The 20,571-nt window shown below is 58.7% G+C and carries 17 protein-coding genes and 2 pseudogenes; 9 read left to right on the forward strand and 10 right to left on the reverse strand.

All coding sequences use genetic code 11. From position 1 onward, the window contains the following. A complete protein-coding gene (gene yjjG, locus JNO11_RS02230; protein ID WP_010671712.1) occupies window positions 1-681 on the forward strand; it encodes a pyrimidine 5'-nucleotidase in 681 nt (226 codons plus the stop codon). Between the two features lie 667 nt (window positions 682-1,348). Here the strand turns inward: yjjG and JNO11_RS02235 are convergent. Further along, complete coding sequence (locus JNO11_RS02235) at window positions 1,349-1,999, reverse strand: YtjB family periplasmic protein (RefSeq protein WP_010253606.1); 651 nt, start codon at window positions 1,997-1,999, stop codon at window positions 1,349-1,351. Window positions 2,000-2,106: 107 nt separating this feature from the next. On the opposite strand from JNO11_RS02235, the gene JNO11_RS24745 reads away from it, so the two are divergent. The 4 genes from JNO11_RS24745 to nadR all read left to right on the forward strand — a co-directional run bounded on the left by JNO11_RS24745 (window position 2,107) and on the right by nadR (window position 5,798). After that, complete coding sequence (locus JNO11_RS24745; protein ID WP_346267483.1) at window positions 2,107-2,643, forward strand: DUF5609 domain-containing protein; 537 nt, start codon at window positions 2,107-2,109, stop codon at window positions 2,641-2,643. Beyond that, window positions 2,546-3,085: a phosphoserine phosphatase SerB gene (gene serB / locus JNO11_RS24750; protein ID WP_346267484.1), complete on the forward strand. Its 540-nt coding sequence runs from the start codon at window positions 2,546-2,548 to the stop codon at window positions 3,083-3,085. Before JNO11_RS24745 ends, serB begins: the two co-directional genes overlap by 98 nt. Window positions 3,086-3,098: 13 nt before the next feature. Continuing rightward, the gene (gene radA, locus JNO11_RS02245) at window positions 3,099-4,481 is read left to right on the forward strand and encodes a DNA repair protein RadA (RefSeq protein ID WP_010253610.1); all 1,383 of its coding nucleotides are present in this window, start codon (window positions 3,099-3,101) and stop codon (window positions 4,479-4,481) included. Between the two features lie 75 nt (window positions 4,482-4,556). After that, window positions 4,557-5,798 (forward strand): multifunctional transcriptional regulator/nicotinamide-nucleotide adenylyltransferase/ribosylnicotinamide kinase NadR, encoded by a 1,242-nt coding sequence (gene nadR, locus JNO11_RS02250; protein WP_010253612.1) that lies wholly within the window; start codon window positions 4,557-4,559, stop codon window positions 5,796-5,798. 45 nt (window positions 5,799-5,843) lie between these two features. Here the strand turns inward: nadR and JNO11_RS02255 are convergent, their stop codons facing one another. Then, window positions 5,844-6,845 (reverse strand): zinc-binding alcohol dehydrogenase family protein, encoded by a 1,002-nt coding sequence (locus JNO11_RS02255; RefSeq protein WP_033756486.1) that lies wholly within the window; start codon window positions 6,843-6,845, stop codon window positions 5,844-5,846. A 203-nt stretch (window positions 6,846-7,048) separates the two neighbouring features. Here JNO11_RS02255 and JNO11_RS02260 point away from each other — a divergent pair, with 203 nt between their 5' ends. Then, window positions 7,049-7,945 carry a LysR family transcriptional regulator gene (locus JNO11_RS02260; RefSeq protein ID WP_010253616.1) on the forward strand — a complete coding sequence of 299 codons (897 nt, stop codon included), beginning with the start codon at window positions 7,049-7,051 and terminating at the stop codon, window positions 7,943-7,945. On the opposite strand, the gene JNO11_RS02265 is transcribed toward JNO11_RS02260, so the two are convergent. The 3 genes from JNO11_RS02265 to deoR form a co-directional block, all read right to left on the reverse strand. Then, complete coding sequence (locus tag JNO11_RS02265; RefSeq protein WP_325176894.1) at window positions 7,926-8,528, reverse strand: putative adenosine monophosphate-protein transferase Fic; 603 nt, start codon at window positions 8,526-8,528, stop codon at window positions 7,926-7,928. The genes JNO11_RS02260 and JNO11_RS02265 overlap by 20 nt on opposite strands. A 242-nt stretch (window positions 8,529-8,770) precedes the next feature. Further along, complete coding sequence (gene ettA, locus JNO11_RS02270; protein WP_010253620.1) at window positions 8,771-10,438, reverse strand: energy-dependent translational throttle protein EttA; 1,668 nt, start codon at window positions 10,436-10,438, stop codon at window positions 8,771-8,773. A 192-nt stretch (window positions 10,439-10,630) separates the two neighbouring features. After that, the gene (deoR, locus tag JNO11_RS02275; protein WP_010253621.1) at window positions 10,631-11,395 is read right to left on the reverse strand and encodes a DNA-binding transcriptional repressor DeoR; all 765 of its coding nucleotides are present in this window, start codon (window positions 11,393-11,395) and stop codon (window positions 10,631-10,633) included. A gap of 393 nt (window positions 11,396-11,788) precedes the next feature. On the opposite strand from deoR, the gene rbsK reads away from it, so the two are divergent. From rbsK to JNO11_RS02290, 3 genes are read left to right on the forward strand one after another with little or no spacing between them, the layout of a single operon-like run. After that, window positions 11,789-12,706 (forward strand): ribokinase, encoded by a 918-nt coding sequence (gene rbsK / locus JNO11_RS02280; RefSeq protein WP_033787409.1) that lies wholly within the window; start codon window positions 11,789-11,791, stop codon window positions 12,704-12,706. A gap of 9 nt (window positions 12,707-12,715) precedes the next feature. After that, window positions 12,716-14,041 carry an L-fucose:H+ symporter permease gene (gene fucP / locus JNO11_RS02285; protein ID WP_325176895.1) on the forward strand — a complete coding sequence of 442 codons (1,326 nt, stop codon included), beginning with the start codon at window positions 12,716-12,718 and terminating at the stop codon, window positions 14,039-14,041. Beyond that, window positions 14,038-15,051 (forward strand): aldose 1-epimerase family protein, encoded by a 1,014-nt coding sequence (locus JNO11_RS02290; RefSeq protein WP_033756489.1) that lies wholly within the window; start codon window positions 14,038-14,040, stop codon window positions 15,049-15,051. The genes fucP and JNO11_RS02290 overlap by 4 nt, the downstream gene beginning before the upstream one ends. A 7-nt stretch (window positions 15,052-15,058) precedes the next feature. On the opposite strand, the gene urtE is transcribed toward JNO11_RS02290, so the two are convergent. From urtE to urtA, 5 genes and pseudogenes are all read right to left on the reverse strand, one after another. Continuing rightward, window positions 15,059-15,757 carry an urea ABC transporter ATP-binding subunit UrtE gene (gene urtE / locus JNO11_RS02295; RefSeq protein ID WP_325176896.1) on the reverse strand — a complete coding sequence of 233 codons (699 nt, stop codon included), beginning with the start codon at window positions 15,755-15,757 and terminating at the stop codon, window positions 15,059-15,061. A gap of 1 nt (window position 15,758) precedes the next feature. Further along, window positions 15,759-16,550, reverse strand: a complete 792-nt coding sequence (urtD, locus tag JNO11_RS02300; RefSeq protein ID WP_325176897.1) for an urea ABC transporter ATP-binding protein UrtD — start codon at window positions 16,548-16,550, stop codon at window positions 15,759-15,761. Next, a pseudogene (urtC, locus tag JNO11_RS02305) lies at window positions 16,547-17,621 on the reverse strand (urea ABC transporter permease subunit UrtC). Before urtC ends, urtD begins: the two are co-directional and overlap by 4 nt. Continuing rightward, a pseudogene (gene urtB, locus JNO11_RS02310) lies at window positions 17,621-19,187 on the reverse strand (urea ABC transporter permease subunit UrtB). The pseudogenes urtC and urtB overlap by 1 nt, the downstream one beginning before the upstream one ends. A gap of 92 nt (window positions 19,188-19,279) precedes the next feature. Beyond that, entirely contained in the window at window positions 19,280-20,548 is a 1,269-nt protein-coding gene (urtA, locus tag JNO11_RS02315) for an urea ABC transporter substrate-binding protein (RefSeq protein ID WP_033756912.1), read from the reverse strand. Window positions 20,549-20,571 lie beyond the last annotated feature (23 nt).

The raw sequence follows: 20,571 nt of genomic DNA on the forward strand, positions 1-20,571 counted from the left end.
ATGATTGATAACTGGGATTGCATCCTGTTTGATGCCGACGATACCCTTTTTCATTTCGACGCCTATGCCGGTTTGCAGCGCCTGTTCGCCGGTTATGACGTGCAGTTCACCGACCAGGATTACAGCGATTATCAGGCGATAAACAAGCCGCTGTGGGTCGATTATCAGAACGGTGCTATCTCCGCGTTACAGCTGCAGACTCAGCGTTTCAACCACTGGAGCGAAAAGCTCAGCGTTGCGCCGGAGATCCTCAACAGCGGCTTCCTCAGCGCAATGGGAGAGATCTGCACGCCACTGCCGGGCGCGGTCAGCCTGATGAACCAGCTGCATGGCCGGGTGAAAATGGGCATCATCACCAACGGTTTTACTGCGCTGCAGCAGACGCGTCTGGAGCGCACCGGTTTTCGTGATTACTTCTCGGCGCTGGTAATCTCCGAGCAGGTCGGCCAGCCAAAACCGGCGCCAGAGATTTTTGATTACGCACTGAATCTGATGGGCAACCCGGATCGTGAGCGGGTGCTGATGGTGGGTGATACGCCAGAGTCAGACATTCTGGGCGGCATGAATGCCGGTATTAAAACCTGCTGGCTCGATCATGGCACCCGGCCATTGCCGGAACATATTAAGCCCACCTGGCAGGTCAAATCACTGGGCGAACTGGAAGCGCTGCTCATCGGCTAACGCAAGACGCCTCGCAAATCAGCATCTTTCCCATAAAAAAAGGCCCGCACAGCGGTAATGTCAGTCAGTTAAGCGACAGGTGATAACGCAGTCTGGTGCCGGGCAGGGGCTGGCGGTCCTCGCGCCGCTGCGCGGTTCCTTCACGTCATTCCTCTGCCTGACGGACCGCCGGGGGATGGCACATCCTGTGCCGCCCCGCCTTTCGCCCGCGTCCTGCGGGCTCTCCTGGCAGACTCATTCTGTTCAGCGCTGCGGATTGCCTGCCCCTGCCCGGCCCCGGCCTGCTCTGAAACTTCAGTGTGAATTGTTAAAAAGGGCACGAGAGTGGAGGCCTGAGCGCCTCTGCTGCTGAAAGGGCTATCCGCAGCGCTGAGGCGTGACGGCGGGCCAGAAGTCCACGCCGGGAAGCGTGGACAGTTCGGGGCCGGCCAGGGAGGGCCGATCCCCGAACGGTTCGTCGGCACGACGTCAAAGCCGAAGGTACCGCGTGAGCGGCGCGAGGACGGCCCGGCAGCAGCAGAGGTGCGCTGGCCCGCACTGCGGCTCGCTCGCCCATAAAAAAAGCTGCCACGTCTGACCGTGACAGCCTTTACAAATCTAATCTTAACTGACCAGCATTACCGTTGTGCGGGCCTTTTTTTGTTTTATCTTTACCGCAGCCGGAGCGTTACTCTTTCTTCTCGTCGTCCTCATCCCGATCCTCTTTCACCGGGGTGCTGGCGGTGAGCAGGAACGGCGACTGCTGCCAGCGGGTGCGGCGGTGGCGCAGCAGGGTGCGTGAGAGAATAATGCCAATTGCCAGCGCCAGCAGCATCATCAGACGCAGAATATTGGTGGTGTTATCGACCTGATGCGAGTCGGTGACCAGCACATGGGTATCCAGCGTCACGCGCAAAAAGCCCAGCGGACCCTCGTTTCCGGCCAGCGGCTGCACAATCTGATGGTTGAAATAGCTGCCCGCGCGCTGGCCGTCGAGCGCCAGCCGATCGCGGACATTGATGTTTTCACCACTGTGCGCCACCAGACTGCCGTCGCCGTCATAGACCGATGCATCCAGAATACGGCTGTTAGCCGTCATCTGATTAAGAATGGCTTCTATCTGAGTCCGGTTATTTTCACTGTTGTCCATCAACGGCTTAAGGCTGAACGCCACCTGGCTGGTCAGCGTATGCGCCAGCTCCTCGACCTGTTCAGAGCGCGCCGCCTGATGGCCGAGGCTGAACCAGGATGCGCCCTGCATCAGCACGACCAGCAGCGCCATCGAGATGAGAACGATCACGGTACGATGTAAGCGAAATTTCAGTGCGGTTTTAGCCATTAATCATCCGGGTCATATCACAACAGAAAGCCTGGAGATTATGTTGCCAGAAGCGGCGCAGACAAGGTAGCCTCTTGCGTGGTTTTGTTGTCCCTACAGGAGCTCTGATGCCAAATCGTTTAACCTGGTGCGATCTTCCCGCCGATGTCTCCCTCTGGCCGGGTTTGCCCCTTTCTCTTAGCGGTGATGAAGTGATGCCGCTGGATTATCGCGCTGGCCGTACCGGCTGGCTGCTGTATGGTCGCGGGCTGGATAAGCAGCGGCTGACCGATTACCAGCACCAGCTGGGTGCCGCCATGGTGATCGTCAGCGCCTGGAACGTCGATGAGTATCAGGTGATTCGCCTGGCGGGATCGCTGACGCCGTTTGCCAGCAAGCTGGCGCACGACGCTGGCCTGGATGTTGCGCCGCTGGGCAGAATCCCGCATCTCAAAACGCCAGGCCTGCTGGTGATGGATATGGACTCCACCGCGATTCAGATCGAGTGCATCGATGAGATTGCAAAACTGGCGGGCTGTGGCGAGCAGGTGGCGGAAGTCACGGAACGTGCGATGCGCGGCGAACTCGACTTCACCGCCAGCCTGCGTCAGCGCGTGGCCACGCTGCAGGGGGGCAGACGCCAATATTCTGAAACAGGTGCGTGATGCCCTGCCGCTGATGCCAGGCTTAACCACCCTGACTCAGAAGCTGCAGGCGCTGGGCTGGCAGGTTGCCATCGCGTCTGGCGGCTTTACCTACTACGCCGAATACCTGCGCGACAAGCTGCATCTGTCGGCGGTGGTCGCTAATGAACTCGAAATTCGCGACGGCAAACTGACCGGCAACGTGCTGGGACCGATTGTCGACGCACAATACAAAGCCGATACCCTGAAGAAGCTGGCGCAGCGTTTTGACATCGCGCCGGAACAGACGGTGGCGATCGGCGATGGTGCCAATGACCTGCTGATGATTAAAGCCTCAGCGCTGGGCATTGCGTTCCATGCTAAACCTAAGGTGAATGAGCAGACTGCGGTCACCATTCGCCATGCCGATTTAATGGGGGTGTTCTGCATCCTCACCGGCAGCCTGATCCACGAAGAGCGTTAACTGAGGTATTGATTTGGCCAAAGCGGCAAAACGCGCATTTGTCTGTAACGAATGTGGCGCAGATTACCCACGCTGGCAGGGGCAGTGCAGCGCCTGTCACGCCTGGAACACCATCACCGAGGTGCGCATTGCCGCCTCGCCCGCGGCTGCGCGTAACGAGCGCCTGAGTGGCTATGCCGGCAGCGCTGGCACCAGCCGGGTGCAGAAGCTCTCTGAAATCAGCCTGGAGGCGTTACCGCGCTTCTCGACCAGCTTCAAAGAGTTTGACCGGGTGCTGGGCGGCGGGGTGGTGCCGGGCAGCGCCATTCTGATTGGCGGCAGCCCCGGCGCAGGCAAATCCACGCTGCTGCTGCAGGTGATGTGCCGGTTGTCAGAGGGGATGAAAACCCTGTATGTCACCGGTGAAGAGTCACTGCAGCAGGTGGCGATGCGCGCCCATCGTCTGGGATTACCCACCGAAAATGTGAATATGCTGTCGGAAACCAGCATTGAGCAGATCTGCCTGATCGCCGAACAGGAGCAGCCGCAACTGATGGTGATCGACTCGATCCAGGTGATGCACATGGCGGAGATCCAGTCATCGCCGGGCAGTGTCGCCCAGGTGCGTGAAACCGCCGCTTACCTGACGCGCTTCGCCAAGACGCGCGGCGTGGCGATCATCATGGTCGGTCACGTCACCAAAGATGGCTCCCTGGCCGGACCGAAAGTGCTGGAACACTGTATCGACTGTTCGGTGCTGCTGGATGGCGATGCCGATTCCCGCTTCCGCACCCTGCGCAGTCATAAAAACCGCTTCGGCGCGGTTAATGAACTGGGTGTGTTTGCCATGACCGAGCAGGGCATGCGTGAAGTCAGCAACCCGTCAGCTATTTTCCTGTCGCGCGGCGAAGAGATCACCTCGGGCAGTTCGGTGATGGTGCTGTGGGAGGGAACGCGACCGCTGCTGGTGGAGATTCAGGCGCTGGTCGATCACTCGATGATGGGCAATCCACGCCGCGTGGCAGTGGGTCTGGAGCAGAACCGTCTGGCGATTCTGCTGGCGGTGCTGCACCGGCACGGCGGATTGCAGATGGCCGATCAGGATGTGTTCGTTAACGTGGTCGGCGGCGTCAAAGTCACCGAAACCAGTGCAGACCTGGCGCTGATGCTGTCGATGGTGTCGAGCCTGCGCGATCGTCCGTTGCCGCAGGATCTGGTGATCTTCGGCGAAGTGGGACTGGCGGGCGAAATCCGTCCGGTGCCCAGCGGTCAGGAGCGCATCGCTGAAGCGGCGAAGCATGGCTTCAAACGCGCCATTGTGCCGGCAGGGAATGCACCGAAAAAACCGATTGCCGGGATGCAGGTTTTCAGCGCGAAGAAGCTGGCCGATGCGCTGGCGATTCTGGACGATCTGTAACGCGCCTGCGGCCGCCAGCGAAAAGCCGCTGGCAGGCCGCTCCCACCTTAACCGCATTGATGCAGGAGGCACGACATGTCGTCGTTTGATTATCTGAAAACGGCCATTCGCCAGCAGGGCCACACGCTGCAACAGGTCGCTGATGCCAGCGGCATGACCAAAGGCTATCTGAGCCAGTTGCTCAATGCCAAAATCAAAAGCCCCAGCGCGCAAAAGCTGGAGGCGCTGCACCGTTTTCTGGGTCTGGAGTTTCCGCGCCGCGATAAAACGGTCGGCGTGGTGTTTGGTAAATTCTATCCGCTGCACACCGGCCATATCTATCTGATTCAGCGCGCCTGTAGCCAGGTCGATGAGCTGCATATCATTATGGGCTACGACGAGCCACGTGACCGCGAACTGTTTGAGAACAGCGCGATGTCACAACAGCCCACGGTCAGCGATCGACTGCGCTGGCTGCTGCAGACCTTTAAGTATCAGAAAAATATCCGCATTCACGCCTTTGATGAGGAGGGGATTGAGCCCTATCCACACGGCTGGGATGTCTGGAGTAAGGGCGTCAGCGCGTTTCTCAGCGAGCATGGTATTGCGCCGGATTGCATCTACACCAGCGAAGCGCCCGATGCGGAGATGTATCAGCAGCATCTTGGCATTCAGACCGTACTGGTCGATCCCAGCCGATCCTTTATGAGCATCAGCGGCGCGCAGATCCGTCAGGATCCGTTCCGCTTCTGGGATTATATCCCGACCGAAGTGAAACCTTTCTTTGTGCGCACCGTGGCCATCCTCGGCGGGGAGTCGAGCGGTAAATCGACGCTGGTGAATAAACTCGCCAACATCTTCAACACCACCAGTGCCTGGGAATATGGCCGCGACTATGTCTTCTCCCACCTGGGCGGTGATGAAATGGCGCTGCAATATTCTGATTACGACAAGATCGCGCTGGGCCAGGCGCAGTATATCGATTTCGCGGTTAAATACGCCAATAAAGTGGCCTTTATCGACACCGACTTTGTGACGACTCAGGCGTTTTGTCTGAAGTATGAAGGCCGTGAACATCCGTTTGTGCAGGCGCTGATCGATGAATATCGCTTTGATCTGGTGATTCTGCTGGAGAATAACGTGCCGTGGGTTGCCGATGGCTTGCGCAGCCTGGGCAGTTCCGTGGATCGCCGGGAGTTTCAGTCGATGCTGGTGACGATGCTGCGGGAAAACAACATCGAATTCCTGCACGTGCAGGAGGATGATTATGACACCCGTTTCCTGCGCTGCATTGAACTGGTGAAAGCGATGCTGGGCGAGAAAAACGCCCAGCCGTAACGCATGCTGTGACCCGGTCTGCCGCAGGGCAGCCGGGTCAGCGCATTAATACACCATCACTACTTTGCCGCGCATGTGGCCTTCCAGCACGCGCTGATGGGCGGCAGTTAAGGTCTCAACGCTTAAGCCGTGCAGCGTCTCGCTCAGTGTGGTTTGCAGCTTACCTTCATCCAGCAACGCCGAGACGGCATCCAGAATCTCGCCCTGACGCGCCATATCCGGCGTGTTAAACATGCTGCGGGTGTACATCAGCTCGAAGTGCAGGGCGGCACTCTTCAGCTTCAGCTGATCCATCGACAGCGGATGTTCGTTTTCCACGATGGTGCAGATATGACCCTGCGGGGCAATAAGCTTTGCCATGGTTTCCCAGTGACCGTCGGTATCATTCAGGCAGAAGATATAATCGACCTGCTTAATGCCCTGTTTTTCCAGCTCTCCAATCATATCTTTGTAGTTGATCACCAGATCGGCGCCACGATCGCGGCACCACTGCGCGGAATCTTCACGCGAAGCGGTGGCAATGATCTTCACCTTGCTGCGCAGTTTTGCCAGCGGGATCGCCAGCGATCCGACGCCGCCTGCGCCGCCCACGATCAGCAGCGTCTGATCTTCCGTTGCTGACTCCAGGTTCAGTCGCTCAAACAGTCCTTCCCAGGCGGTCAGGGCCGTCAGCGGGATCGCGGCCGACTGCGCCCAGTCCAGGCTCTCTGGCTTGTGACCGGTAATGCGTGAGTCAACCAGCTGCTCGGTGCTGTTACTGCCAGGACGGGTCAGGTCACCCGCATAAAAAACTTTATCGCCTGGCTTAAAGTTGCTGACTTTGCTGCCCACTTCCAGCACCACACCGCTGGCATCCCAGCCGAGGATGCGTGGCTGCTCTAATCCGTTCTTCTTCGCCCCTTTGTGAACCTTGGTATCGACCGGGTTGACCGACGCGGCTTTGACTTCGACCCGCAGGTCATACTCCCCTGGCGCTGGGGTGTCAGGGAAAATTTCAGTGAAGTTTTCAGGACTTTCCGGATTAATTGCGATAGCGCGAATAGACATACATTTTTCCTGTTTAGTCAGGCTAAAAGCCTGGATCTGGTGGTTGCCATTCTGGCCCTGAAGAGTGCTCAACTCCGCAGGGGCTGTGCCACGCTGTCCGTGGCAGACTGGCTGATGATTCGGAACAGGCTTTAAGTGTAGAACCTGATTTTAGCGGTGATAAGATGGACAATCTTTCATAGAGTGTTCGTCTGAGGTGAACAATGGCATTTCGTCAGTGGCAGGATATGGCACTGTTTGCGCTGGTGGCGGAGTGCGGCAGCTTTACCGGCGCGGCAGAACGCGCAGGGCTGCCAAAATCGAGCGTCAGTCAGCGCATCAGCCAGCTGGAGCAGCGGCTGGGAATTCGGTTGCTGAACCGCACCACCCGCCAGCTCAATCTGACCTTTGCCGGTGAGCGCTATCTGCTGCATTGCCAGGAGATGATGCAGGCCAGTGAACGCGCCGATCAGGCGATCGCCAGCCTGCGTGAAAATCCCAGCGGGCGTCTGCGTATCACCAGCCCGGCGGGGATTGGTGCCACGCTGCTGGCGCGCTGTAACGCGGCGTTTTTACGTCTCTATCCCGATGTGACGCTGGATGTCTCGATCTCCGATGAGATGCGTGATCTGGTGCAGGAGGGCTTTGATGTGGCGCTGCGCACCGGTCAGCCGCAGGAGTCCTCGCTGATTGGCCGCCGGATAGGCAACTGCCCGCGACTGCTGGTCGCTTCACAGCGCTATCTTGATCAGCATCCGCCGCTGGTTCATCCACAGCAGTTGTCGGCCCACCGCTGTATAGCGCATCGCGCCTGGAATGAATGGGTGTTGCAGCGCGATGACGAGTTCTATCGCTGGCTGCTGCCGCCAGGCCATCTCACGGACAATTTACTCTATGCGCGCGAATCTGCGCTGGGCGATGCGGGCATTACGCTGCTGCCGCACTTTCTGACCGATGGGGCGATGGCGGATCCCCGGCTGGTGCCGGTACTGCCGGAATGGGAAATCGAGGGGAATGAGCTGTGGCTGGTCTATCCGGGCCGTAAACTGAATTCACCTGCGCTGGCGCGGTTTATTGAATTCGCGCTGCAGTCACCGGTGTTCAGGGAGTTTTATCGCTGACCGGTACAATGTGGCGCAGGAACAGTGCCGCCATTTTTTCCGGGCCACTCTGGTAACCCGCGATATTTGCCGCTAACCAGTCGCTGGGGCTCACGCCTTCCCAGTTCACCTGATAGCCTGCGTGAAGAATGATATGTTCGAACAGAATGCGTAATGCCCGACCGTTTCCTTCCCGAAAGGGGTGCAGAATATTGAACTCGCAGTAATACCAGGCAACCTGATGACAAAAAGCTTCATAGTCAGTCTGCTCCAGCCATCTTTCGCACGCCAGTTTTGCACATAATTTCTCCGCTTCACGCAGAATAAAAGCGGGCTGGCAAAAGCGGGTCTCTCCTTTGCTGATAGAGATATCGCGTATCTGCCCCGCCCAGCTATAAAGCTCGTTAAACAGGCAGTAATGAATGTGACACAGTGACTGAAGGGTAAAAGGAGGATGAGAGAGCTTAATGGTGTGAATGGTCAGCGCGGTAACAGCACGCTCAGCCTGATCCAGCAGGGTTTGTTCGCGGATATCATAGCGATTGATCAGCACATCGGAATCGGGATAACAGTAGTGATCTCGCCAGACAAGATAACGATTCACGTTGGCTTCCTGTTACTGCTTATAGCGACGTCGAACCTGTTCCAGGGTCGATAACTCAGCATCTGCTGAAATACGTATCCCCTCCAGCAGGGAACTTGCGGCAAAGTTTGCGACTTTAGTGGCTTCATAAATCGCTTCAGCTTTTTTTAGCCACTGGCCGCTCAGCTTTTTTCTTCATTGCGTTCAGCCCTTAAAACGTCACTGGTGAAGCAGGAGGAGGCCTGAGCCTCCCCCTGACATCGTTACTTCGTCATACGCTTATACTTGATGCGCTTCGGCTCCAGCGCTTCGGCGCCGAGGGTACGCTTCTTGTACTCTTCATATTCGGTAAAGTTACCTTCGAAGAATTCGATGTTGCCCTCATCCTGATAATCCAGGATGTGCGTGGCGATACGGTCCAGGAACCAGCGGTCATGCGAGATCACCATGGCACAACCCGGGAACTCCAGCAGGGCGTTTTCCAGCGCGCGCAGGGTTTCAATGTCCAGGTCGTTGGTTGGTTCATCGAGCAGCAGCATGTTGCCGCCAACCTGCAGCAGCTTCGCGAGGTGCAGACGACCACGCTCACCACCCGACAGTTCGCCTACGCGTTTGCCCTGATCGACGCCTTTAAAGTTAAAGCGGCCGACATAGGCGCGGCTTGGCATCTCGGTGTTACCGATGCGCATGATGTCCTGACCGCCGGAAACTTCTTCCCACACGGTTTTGGCGTTATCCATGCTGTCGCGGAACTGATCCACAGAGGCCAGCTTGACGGTTTCACCCAGTACAATCTCGCCAGAATCAGGTTGTTCCTGACCAGACATCATGCGGAACAGCGTTGATTTACCCGCGCCGTTCGGACCGATAATCCCGACAATCGCGCCTTTCGGTACCGAGAACGAGAGATCGTCAATCAGCACACGGTCGCCATAAGACTTACGCAGATTGCTGACTTCCAGCACTTTGTCACCCAGACGGGCACCTGGCGGAATGAACAGTTCGTTGGTTTCGTTACGTTTCTGGTAGTCGGTGTTGTTCAGCTCTTCAAAGCGTGCCAGACGGGCTTTGCCTTTAGACTGCTGGCCTTTTGGCCCTTTGCGTACCCACTCCAGCTCTTTCTCAATCGACTTGCGACGAGCGGCTTCAGAGGAGGCTTCCTGCGCCAGACGCGCATCTTTCTGCTCCAGCCAGGAGGAGTAGTTACCTTCCCACGGAATCCCTTCACCGCGGTCAAGTTCCAGAATCCAGCCTGCAACGTTATCCAGGAAGTAACGGTCATGCGTAATCGCGACGACGGTGCCTTCGAAGTCGTGCAGGAAGCGCTCCAGCCAGGCGACAGATTCGGCGTCCAGGTGGTTCGTTGGTTCGTCCAGCAGCAGCATGTCTGGTTTTTCCAGCAGCAGGCGGCAGAGGGCGACGCGACGACGTTCACCACCGGAAAGGGTGGCAATTTTCGCGTCCCAGTCAGGCAGGCGCAGCGCATCGGCAGCACGTTCCAGCTGGGTATTCAGGTTGTGACCATCGTGAGCCTGGATGATCTCTTCCAGACGGCCCTGTTCCGCGGCCAGTTTGTCGAAGTCTGCACCTTCTTCAGCATAGAGGGCATAGACTTCGTCGAGACGCTTCAGTGCGCCAACGACTTCTGACAGCGCTTCTTCTACCGACTCACGCACGGTGTGTTCAAGGTTAAGCTGCGGTTCCTGCGGCAGGTAGCCAATCTTGAGGCCTGGCTGCGGACGCGCTTCCCCTTCGATATCTTTATCGATGCCGGCCATGATGCGCAGCAGGGTAGATTTACCCGCGCCGTTCAGGCCGAGTACGCCAATTTTTGCGCCAGGGAAGAAGCTGAGCGAGATGTTTTTCAGGATATGTCGCTTCGGCGGAACCACTTTGCCGACGCGATGCATGCTATAGACGAATTGAGCCACGTTGGTTTGAGCCTCTGGGTCTGTTGGTCGTTTGAATGATGTCGAAGTTTAGCCTTTTTCACCGTTTAATCCCAGCCGGGGGGGCGGCGAATATTAGCGTGGCGGAGCCGATGCCGGGCGATGTCAGGCATAACTGACTGATTTCCACGCTCAATCGCTGACAGAGTCAGGAGAGGATGTCAGAAAGAGGCGTCAGGGCAGGCGCAGCGGGATTGCCTGCTGGGCCAGCCAGTTTTGCAACGCCTGATCGGGCGCGCTGTCACTCACCAGCAGATCAAAGCGCTGCAGCTCGGCGATGCGGGCAGGCAGCACCTTGCCATATTTACTGCTGTCAGCCACCAGCACCGACTTTCGGGCGCGCAGCATGGCGTGATGTTTCATCATCAGCTCATTGGTGTTGTAGCAGGTCGCGCCCTGATCTTTGTCGATGCCCGCTGCAGAGATAAAGGCCAGCGTCGGGCAGAGATCGTCAAGGATGGTATGCACGCCAATCGGCGTAAACAGCGCGTTGTCGGCATGAAATTCACCGCCGCTGAGAATCACGTTACAGGCCGGTTTCTCTTTCAGCGTCAGAAAGGTATTCATGGCGCAGCAGATGGCAGTAAATGACAGGGTGTCGGGAATCGCATCTACGATGTAGGGCAGGGTAGTGCCGCAGTCAAAAAAGACCGTATCGTTCTCATTGATCAGACTGGCGGCCGCCTGTGCCAGCCGCTGCTTTCTGGCGGCATTCTGGCCATGCTGATCGCTGACAAAATAGTGGCTGGCATGACTTTTCGGATCGCTGACGATATAGCCGCCCAGCAGGACCACGCTGGAGCCCGGCTCGGTTAAATCACGGCGAACCGTCATCTCTGAGACGCCAAGCAGCTGGGCCGCATCTTTCAGATGCAGTTTGTCGGTGCGTTTCAGCGCCTGCGTCAGCTTGTGAATGCGTTCGTCGCGCCGGGTTTCCATGGTCATCTCTCTGTTCCCTATCCTGCAGTGCGGAGGAAAGACGCCGGGATCGACGTCAATACGCTACAAACCTCACAGATTTGAATGAGTTGCGTCTCATCCGCCAGGCTGGCAGTCAATCTTACCCGCAATCCGTGAGGGCCGCAAACCTCCGCCGTACTGTCAGCGCGTGGTGATATCGGCACATCACCGCAGGCGGCTGTGGCTTTCATCTACCGCGTTAAGTGATGTTATCTTGTTATAATAATAACACTGAAAATCCCCTTTTATGCTGTTATGCGCCCATTGTTACCGCTTCAGGATGTGGTTTTTGTCACATATTTAACCTTTAAGAATTGTTATTGTTACTTTAATAACATTTTAAGTTTAAAAAAACATCCGGGAGAAAAGGTCATGACAATTGCGGTCATCGGCTCAAACATGGTCGATCTGATTACCTATACCAACAGCCTGCCGAAAGCGGGCGAAACCCTTGAAGCGCCCGACTTTGCCATTGGCTGCGGCGGTAAAGGGGCCAACCAGGCGGTCGCGGCGGCAAAAATGGGCGGCAACGTGATGATGGTCAGCAAGGTCGGTGACGATCTCTTTGCTCCGAACACCGTTGCAAATCTTCAGCAGCAGGGCGTGGACACGCGCTTCGTCACCACCGCACCAGGCACCTCCAGCGGCGTGGCACCGATTTTTGTCGATGACCAGTCGCAGAACCGCATTCTGATTATCAAAGGTGCTAACCAGCAGCTGAAACCGGCCGATATCGACGACGCGGCTGAGGCGCTGAAAGCCTGCCAGCTGATCATCCTGCAGCTGGAGATCCCGCTGGAGACGGTCTATTACGCCATCGATTTTGCCCGCCAGCATCAGATCACAGTGATCCTTAATCCGGCGCCGGCCGTCGCCACGCTTGATATTGATTACGCCTGCAAATGCGACTTCTTTATGCCCAACGAAACCGAGCTGGAGATCCTCACCGGTCTGCCGGTCAGCAGCGATGAAGAGGTGATCCTCGCCGGACAGTCGCTGCTGAAACGCGGCCTTAAAAATCTGATCATCACCCTGGGCAGCCGGGGATCGGTCTGGATGAGCGGCGACGAGATCCATCGCGTGGATGCCACACCGGTTCAGGCGGTCGACACCAGCGGCGCGGGCGATGCCTTTATCGGCTGCTTTGCGTATCTGCTGGTGGAAACCGGCGATGTGGCCGCCGCCATGACCCAGGCGTCTGCCTATGCCGCCTGCAGCGTCACCGGGCGCGGCACCCAGCGCGCCTATCCCGACGCAGAGAGTTTCCAGCGTTTTCTCAACCGTAACTGAGGTTCTGCCATGCACCAGAAAATTGTTCAGCAATCTGATGGCTATCTGAATAAAACGCCGCTTTTCCAGTTCATTCTGCTGTCGTGCCTCTTTCCGCTCTGGGGCTGTGCGGCGAGTCTTAACGATATCCTGATCACCCAGTTTAAAAGCGTATTTGCCCTGAGCGACTTTGCCAGTGCACTGGTGCAGAGTGCCTTTTATGGCGGCTATTTTCTGATTGCGATCCCCGCGTCGCTGGTGATCCGCAAGACCAGTTATAAGATGGCGATCATGATCGGCCTGGCGCTCTACATCGCCGGCTGTATCGCCTTCTATCCCGCCTCGCACATGGCGACCTACACCATGTTCCTGGCAGCGATATTTGCCATCGCCATCGGCCTGAGTTTCCTGGAAACCGCCGCCAACACCTTCAGCTCGATGATTGGCCATCGTAATCACGCCACGCTGCGCCTCAACGTCAGTCAGACCTTCTATCCGATCGGGGCGCTGATGGGGATCGTGCTGGGCAAATATCTGGTGTTCCAGGAGGGCGACAGCCTGGAGAGTCAGATGGCGACCATGACGGCAGAGCAGGCACATGCGTTCCGCCTGACGATGCTGGAACACACGCTGGAGCCCTACAAATATCTGGTGATGGTGCTGGTGGTGGTGATGCTGCTGTTTATGTTCACCCGCTATCCGCGCTGTAAACCCGAAAGCAGCGAGAGGTCGCGCCCCTCGCTGAGCGAGACTTTCCGCTATCTGGCTGGCAACCGACACTTTAAACGCGGAATTGTGACCCAGTTCCTCTATGTCGGCATGCAGGTGGCCGTCTGGTCGTTTACCATTCGTCTGGCGCTAACGCTGGGGGCGACTAATGAACGTCACGCCTCAAACTTTATGATCTACAGCTTCATCTGCTTCTTTATCGGCAAGTTCGTGGCGAACTTCCTGATGACCCGTTTCCGCGCAGAGAAGGTGCTGATTGCCTATTCGGTGCTGGGCGTGCTGACGCTGGCTTATGTGATGCTGGTGCCGAACTTTACCGCCGTCTACGCTGCCGTCTTTGTCAGCGTGCTGTTTGGTCCCTGCTGGGCGACGATCTACGCGGGAACGCTGGCGACGGTCGATAACAAATACACCGAAGTCGCGGGCGCGTTTATCGTGATGGCGATTGTCGGTGCGGCCTTTGTCCCGGCGCTGCAGGGCCTGGTTTCGGACTCACTGGGTTCAATGCAGCTGGCATTTGGCGTCTCGCTGCTCTGTTTCGCCTGGGTCGGATTCTACTTCTATGGCGAACTGCGCCATAAAAAACAGCCGGTTGCGACCGGTCGTCTGGCGGAGGAGTTACCATGAAAACCCGTTTACCCTTAGCGCGTGAACAGTTTCACACCACACCCTGGGTGCTGCTGGAGAGCGATGATTTCCGGGTTGAGCTGTTTCGTTATCCGGCGGGCATTGAGGCGGTGCGCATTCATAACCGGCGTGGCAGCGTGACCGTGCTGCCGTTTCTCGGGCAGATGATCTGGGACGCAGAGTTCGACGATCATAACCTGACCATGGGCCACAGTTTTAAGCAGCCGCTGCCCGCAAATTCGATCATCGACACCTATGGCTGTTTTGCGTTTCATTCGGGACTGCTGGCCAACGGCTGTCCCGCACCAGAGGACGATCATCCGCTGCACGGTGAGATGGCCTGCGCCCGTATGGACAGCGCCTGGCTGGTGCTGGAGGATCAGACGCTGTCGCTGGAAGGGGAGTGTGAATACGTCAAAGGCTTCGGCCATCACTACCTGGCCGCACCCGCCGTCCGCATTCCGGCCAGCCAGCCCCGGCTGACGATTGAGATGACAGTCACTAATCTGGCTGGCGCGCCGATGCCGCTGCAGTATATGTGTCACCTCAACAGCGCGTGGATCGATCAGGGCCGCTTCCGGCAGTCGATCCCCGAACAGGCATTCCAGCTGCGTCGCTCGATCCCGGCGCATCTGCGACCAACGCCCGCCTGGCGGGATTACACCGATCGGCTGGCGCGCGATCCGCAGGCGTTACAGCAGCTCGATCAGCCGCAGCTTTGCGATCCGGAGATCGTCTTCTTCGCGGACGATCTGCCGCAGTATGGCGATGAGGTGCAGTTTGAGTTGCATGCGCCGCAGGGCTATGCGCTGATGACGCGCTTCTCCACCGCGCAGTTCCCGCACGCCACTCGCTGGCTGCTGCACAACCACGATCAGCAGGTGGCGGCCTATATTCTGCCCGCCACCTGCCGGCCAGAGGGCTTTCTTGCCGCGCAGCAGGCTGGCACGCTGATCACCCTGGCGCACGGTGAACAGCGCCACTTTTCTGTCGAGACCGGCTTACTCTGAGTCGGGTTTAAATCGCCACCAGGCCGCGCACACCCTCTGCTTCCATGGTGTCACCGCGGCCACGCTGCACAATTTCTCCGCGCGACATCACCAGATAGCTGTCCGCCAGCTCCGCCGCGAAGTCATAAAACTGCTCCACCAGCAGGATCGCCATATCTCCCCGTTGCGTCAGCTGGCGGATCACCGCGCCGATCTCTTTGATCACCGAAGGCTGGATCCCTTCGGTCGGCTCATCAAGGATCAACAGCTGGGGCCGACAGGCCAGCGCCCGGCCAATCGCCAGCTGCTGCTGCTGACCGCCAGAGAGGTCGCCGCCCCGGCGTGACTTCATCGCCAGCAGCACCGGAAAGAGCTGGTAGATCTCTTCCGGCACTTCACGCGCCTGCGCAGCCGGAAAGCGTGACAGCCCCATCAGCAGATTCTCTTCCACCGTCAGACGCGGAAAGATTTCCCGCCCCTGGGGCACATAGGCGATGCCAGCCTGCACCCGCTGGTGCGGCTTGCGGCCATTCATGCGCTGCTGCTGCCAGTGAATCTCGCCCGACTTCGCCGGGATCAGCCCCATCAGGCATTTCAGCAGCGTGGTCTTCCCCACACCATTGCGCCCCAGCAGACAGGTGATTTCGCCAATCTTTACCTCAAACGACAGGCCGCGCAGAATATGACTGCCGCCATAATATTGATTCAGTTCAGTAACCTGTAACATTTTAGCGCCCCAGATAAACGTCGATAACCTGCTCGTTGGCCTGCACGTCGCGCAGCGAACCCTCGGCCAGCACCTGACCCTGATGCAGCACCGTCACGTGGTCGGCAATGGTTTCGACAAAGCCTATGTCATGCTCCACCACCATCAGCGAATGCTTGCCCGCCAGGCTGCGGAACAGCTCGGCGGTGTAGTCCGTTTCGGCATCGGTCATGCCCGCGGCCGGTTCATCCAGCAGCAGCAGATGCGGCTCCTGCACCAGCAGCATGCCGATCTCCAGAAACTGCTTCTGGCCATGCGACAGCAGGCCCGCGCGACGCTGGCGTTCGCCGCCCAGCCGCAGCAGTTTCAGCACCTCATCAATGCGGTCACGCTGTTCGCCGCTGAGGCGGGCGCGCAGGCTGGCCCAGACCGATTTATCGGCTTTAAGCGCGATCTCCAGATTTTCGAACACGGTTAACGCCTCAAACACCGTGGGCTTCTGGAACTTGCGGCCGATCCCGGCGCGGGCAATCTCAACCGGTGAGAGACGGGTCAGATCGCTGTCCTGGTCGTAGATCACCCGGCCGGCATCGGGCCGGGTTTTGCCGGTGATCACATCCATCAGCGTGGTTTTGCCCGCGCCGTTGGGGCCGATCACGCAGCGCAGTTCCCCGACGCCGATCTGCAGCGAAAGATCGGTCAGCGCCCGGAAGCCTTCAAACGACACGCTGATCTTCTCCAGTTGTAGCACCGGATCGCGCTGCACCCGATGGCGATCCGCCAGCTGAGTTTGGGTAAACAGGACATCACTCATTTTTTCCTCCGGCGCAGCAGGCCAATCACGCCGTGCGGCAGAAACAGCGTGACCAGGATAAACATCAGCCCCAGGAAAAAGAGCCAGTATTCGGGAAAGGCGACGGTGAAGAAGCTGCGTGCGCCGTTCACAATCGCCGCGCCCAGCAGCGGGCCTATCAGCGTGCCGCGTCCGCCCAGCGCCACCCAGATTGCCGCTTCAATCGAGTTGGCCGGTGACATCTCACCCGGATTGATAATGCCGACCTGCGGCACATAGAGCGCCCCGGCCAGGCCGCACAGCACAGCGGAGAGCGTCCAGACAAACAGCTTGAAACCGCGCGGGTCGTAACCACAGAACATCAGGCGGTTCTCCGCATCCCGCACCGCAGTCAGCACCCGGCCAAATTTGCTGCGCGCCAGGGCGAAGCCGATCGCCAGGCTCAGCAGCAGCAGCAGCACCGTGGCGATAAACAGCCCGATACGGGTGGGGGTTGCCGTCACCGAAAAGCCGAGCAGGGTGGTAAAGCCGGTAAAGCCATTGTTGCCGCCAAAACCGGTTTCGTTGCGGAAGAACAGCAGCATCCCGGCGTAGGTCAGCGCCTGGGTCATGATGGAGAAGTAGACGCCTTTGATCTTCGAGCGAAAGGCAAAAAAAGCCAAAAATCAGCGCCAGCAGGCCCGGCACCAGCATGCTCAGGCAGAGCGCCCAGACGAAATAGTCGGTGCCGGTCCAGAACCAGGGCAGTTCACGCCAGGAGAGAAAGGACATAAAGGCGGGTAAACCCTCGCCTGCGGCCTGGCGCATCAGATACATGCCCATGGCGTATCCACCCAGGGCGAAAAAGAGGCCGTGGCCCAGCGACAGCAGTCCGGCGTAGCCCCACACCAGATCCAGCGCCACCGCGACCACCGCGTAGCAGAGGATTTTGCCGACCAGCGTCAGGGTATAGGTGGAGATCGCCAGCGGATGCGTAGCGGGCAGCAGGGCCAGAAACGGCATCACCAGGAGCGCCACGGTAATTGCCAGGCCAATGCTGATGGTCAGGCGCGGCGCGGTGCGCGCCACGCGAAGCGTGATGGGTTGCGTCATCAGTCAGTCACCCTTCCTTTTACCGCAAACAGCCCCTGCGGACGTTTCTGAATAAACAGCACGATAATCACCAGAATCAGGATCTTGCCCAGCACGGCGCCAATCTGCGGCTCCAGCACTTTGTTGAGAATGCCCAGGCTGAACGCGGCAACCACGGTGCCCGCCAGCTGACCGACGCCACCCAGCACCACTACCAGGAACGAGTCGATAATGTAGCCCTGGCCCAGCTCCGGTCCGACGTTACCGAGCTGCGACAGCGCCACGCCGCCCAGCCCGGCAATGCCCGAGCCGAGCCCAAACGCCAGCATATCGACGCGGCCGGTCGGCACGCCGCAGCAATCCGCCATGGCGCGGTTCTGGGTCACGGCGCGCACGTTCATGCCAAGGCGGGTCCGGTTCAGCAGCAGCCAGGTGAGCGCCAGCACAAACACCACAAACAGGATCACCGCGATGCGGTTCCACGGCAGCACCAGATTGGGCAGCAACTGCAAGCCACCCGAAAGCCACGCCGGATTCGCCACCTCCAGGTTTTGCGCCCCGAACAGCACCCGCACCAGCTGGATCAGCATCAGGCTGATCCCCCCAGGTGGCGAGCAGCGTCTCCAGCGGACGGCCATAGAGATGGCGGATCACCGTGCGTTCCAGCGCCATGCCGATGGCGGCGGTGACCAGAAAGGCGACCGGCAGCGCCAGCAGCGGATACCAGGCTAAATAGTGCGGCGCAAACTGCTGAAACAGGCTCTGTACCCACCAGGTGGCGTAAGCACCGAGCATCAGCATTTCACCGTGCGCCATGTTGATCACCCCGAGCAGGCCATAGGTGATCGCCAGACCCAGCGCGGCCAGCAGCAGGATGGAACCCAGCGACAGGCCGCTGAAGGCCTGCCCCAGCAGATCGCCCCACATCAGCCGTTTCTGAATCTGTTGCAGACTTTCCGCCGCGGCGGCCCGTACCGTGGCGTCCGGCTCATTCGCGGGCTGGGTCAGGCGTTGCAGGCTGGCCTGCGTATTGGGATCGCTGGACTCACCCAGCAGTTTCACCGCCCGCAGGCGCACCATCGGCTCGCCATCCGCCAGTTGCAGATTCGCCAGCGCCAGTGCCAGTGCGGCATGAACCCGGCTGTCCTGCTCGGCGGCAAAACGCTGCTCCAGCAGCGGCAGCTGGTCGGCAACGCCCTCACTTTGCAGCTGCTGCGCTGCACGCAGACGCAGGGCCGTATCAGTGCTCACCAGCTGGTGGGCGGCCAGCGCGTTGTTAACCAGCACGCGCAGACGATTGTTCATAAACAGCTTTTTCAGGTTGCCCGTGGGCTGCGCCACCGCATCCAGCGGCTGCAGCGTGGATCCCTGCTGGCTGAACGGCTGTTTATTCTGGTCGATGACCACCGTTTCGGCATGCAGCGCTTCCAGCAGCGGCAGGCGATGGCTGTCCGGTGCGGCGGCCCACTGTTGCAGCAGCGTGGCCTGCTGACTGCGGCTGGCGGCGGCAAAGTCAGCCGCCGGTCCGGCACTGGCCAACAGCGGCATCAGCAGCAGCAGGCTGAAAAAGCAGCGACATAGATTCATAAAAGGAGCCTCGTCAGGGGAGGGCAGCACGGCGGGGTGCCGTGCTGCCGCTTCACAGCGGGTGACGCTGCGTATCTATCAGCAACGCGCGATTACTGCGCGGTCTTCACCGGGTGATCGGGTTTTTTGTCGTTACCGGCAATGTACGGGCTCCACGGCTGCGCGCGTACCGGCTGATCGGTCTGCCACACCACGCTGAACTGGCCGTTCTCTTCCACTTCACCAATCATGACCGGCTTATGCAGATGATGGTTGGTCTGATCCATGGTCAGGGTAAAGCCATCCGGCGCTTTAAAGGTCTGACCGGCCATCGCCGCCCGCACTTTGTCCACATCCGTGGTGCCTGCTTTTTCCACCGCCTGCGCCCACATATGAATGCCAACATAGGTCGCTTCCATCGGGTCGTTGGTGACGACGGTGGCGGCGTTCGGCAGGTTATGTGCTTTGGCATATGCGCGGTAGTCGGCGACAAACTTCGCGTTGGTCGGATTATCGATAGACTCGAAATAGTTCCAGGCGGCTAACTGACCCACCAGCGGTTTGGTGTCGATGCCGCGCAGCTCCTCTTCGCCCACCGAGAAGGCGACCACCGGAATGTCAGTGGCTTTAATCCCCTGGTTCGCCAGCTCTTTGTAGAACGGCACGTTGGAGTCGCCGTTGATGGTCGACACCACCGCCGTTTTGCCGCCAGCCGCAAACTTTTTGATGTTGGAGACAATGGTCTGGTAGTCGCTGTAACCAAACGGCGTGTAGACCTCTTCGATATCTTTATCCGCCACGCCTTTGCTGTGCAGGAAGGCGCGCAGGATCTTGTTGGTAGTACGCGGATAGACATAGTCGGTGCCAAGCAGGAAGAAGCGTTTCGCGCTGCCGCCATCTTCGCTCATCAGATACTCCACGGCCGGAATCGCCTGCTGGTTAGGCGCAGCGCCGGTATAGAAGACGTTGGGTGACATCTCTTCCCCTTCATACTGCACCGGATAGAACAGCAGGCCGTTCAGCTCTTCAAACACCGGCAGCACCGATTTGCGCGACACCGAGGTCCAGCAGCCAAACACCACCGCCGCCTTATCCTGAGTCAGCAGCTGCCGCGCCTTCTCGGCAAACAGCGGCCAGTTAGAGGCGGGATCGACCACCACCGGCTCCAGCTTTTTCCCCAGCACGCCTCCTTTGGCGTTGATCTCATCAATGGTCATCAGCGCCACATCCTTCAGCGGCGTTTCCGAAATCGCCATGGTGCCGGAGAGCGAATGCATGATCCCCACTTTGATGGTGTCAGCCGCCTGCACACTCCAGGCGAACCCCATGCTGACAACGGTGGCGGAGAGGGCGAAAGCCTTGATCAACGAACGTCTTTTCATCATCTGAAACCCCTGAGTAGTTG

It is taken from the genome of Pantoea sp. 1B4 (genome assembly GCF_016925765.1).
GTDB lineage: Bacteria > Pseudomonadota > Gammaproteobacteria > Enterobacterales > Enterobacteriaceae > Pantoea > Pantoea agglomerans.

What these genes read in the sequence shown, in the direction of transcription:
- urtA (WP_033756912.1), bottom strand. Translation starts at nt 20,548, where the DNA reads ATGAAAAGACGTTCGTTGATCAAGGCTTTCGCCCTCTCCGCCACCGTT.
- JNO11_RS02260 (WP_010253616.1), top strand. Translation starts at nt 7,049, where the DNA reads ATGGCATTTCGTCAGTGGCAGGATATGGCACTGTTTGCGCTGGTGGCG.
- fucP (WP_325176895.1), top strand. Translation starts at nt 12,716, where the DNA reads ATGCACCAGAAAATTGTTCAGCAATCTGATGGCTATCTGAATAAAACG.
- deoR (WP_010253621.1), bottom strand. Translation starts at nt 11,395, where the DNA reads ATGGAAACCCGGCGCGACGAACGCATTCACAAGCTGACGCAGGCGCTG.
- urtD (WP_325176897.1), bottom strand. Translation starts at nt 16,550, where the DNA reads ATGAGTGATGTCCTGTTTACCCAAACTCAGCTGGCGGATCGCCATCGG.
- JNO11_RS02255 (WP_033756486.1), bottom strand. Translation starts at nt 6,845, where the DNA reads ATGTCTATTCGCGCTATCGCAATTAATCCGGAAAGTCCTGAAAACTTC.
- urtE (WP_325176896.1), bottom strand. Translation starts at nt 15,757, where the DNA reads ATGTTACAGGTTACTGAACTGAATCAATATTATGGCGGCAGTCATATT.
- JNO11_RS02235 (WP_010253606.1), bottom strand. Translation starts at nt 1,999, where the DNA reads ATGGCTAAAACCGCACTGAAATTTCGCTTACATCGTACCGTGATCGTT.
- rbsK (WP_033787409.1), top strand. Translation starts at nt 11,789, where the DNA reads ATGACAATTGCGGTCATCGGCTCAAACATGGTCGATCTGATTACCTAT.
- JNO11_RS24745 (WP_346267483.1), top strand. Translation starts at nt 2,107, where the DNA reads ATGCCAAATCGTTTAACCTGGTGCGATCTTCCCGCCGATGTCTCCCTC.
- yjjG (WP_010671712.1), top strand. Translation starts at nt 1, where the DNA reads ATGATTGATAACTGGGATTGCATCCTGTTTGATGCCGACGATACCCTT.
- nadR (WP_010253612.1), top strand. Translation starts at nt 4,557, where the DNA reads ATGTCGTCGTTTGATTATCTGAAAACGGCCATTCGCCAGCAGGGCCAC.
- JNO11_RS02290 (WP_033756489.1), top strand. Translation starts at nt 14,038, where the DNA reads ATGAAAACCCGTTTACCCTTAGCGCGTGAACAGTTTCACACCACACCC.